The organism is Parachlamydia acanthamoebae (assembly GCF_000875975.1).
Lineage (GTDB): Bacteria > Chlamydiota > Chlamydiia > Chlamydiales > Parachlamydiaceae > Parachlamydia > Parachlamydia acanthamoebae.
The window spans coordinates 1-479 of the sequence record NZ_BAWW01000012.1 but is presented as its reverse complement, the minus strand read 5'-3'; the positions used below and the strand labels follow the sequence as shown (position 1 = coordinate 479).

The 479-nt window shown below is 41.3% G+C and carries 1 pseudogene; it reads right to left on the bottom strand.

Annotated elements, in window-relative coordinates:
• Window positions 1–479, bottom strand: a pseudogene (locus AOM43_RS05980) (hypothetical protein); the annotation flags it as partial.

Below are 479 nucleotides of genomic sequence, written 5' to 3'. Positions count from 1 at the left end.
GAGGCGATCACATCGGTCATAAGTTCGGGTATTTTGTGTATGATTGATGTGATCCTGAATGAGGATAGGATTATCATTCAGATCATAGGTGTAGGCATAGGAGAGCGTTTGGTCAGCGGAAGCTACAGCTGATAGACGACCTTTTCCATCATAGGTGAAATAGATCAGATTGCCGTCAGGTTTTAGTGTGGAAATCTTTTGGCTGAGGTTGTTAAAGGTGTGGAAAGTACTTTTTTGTTCAGGTGTTCCAACTGCTTCGATGCAAGAGGCGACGTCTCCAATGGAATTGTATGTCCATTTTGTGATGACTTCCCGATCAAAGACGTCTACCTTAAAGACTTTTTCACGTGTTTCAATTAGCTGTCCCACTCCATCATAGAAAAAATCCCGCTGTTGAAGAATTTGACCGAGAGCATTTTTGATTTGCAGAGTTGCAATTTGATTGTGTGTGTTGTAAATGGAAACGGTTATGTTTCCTT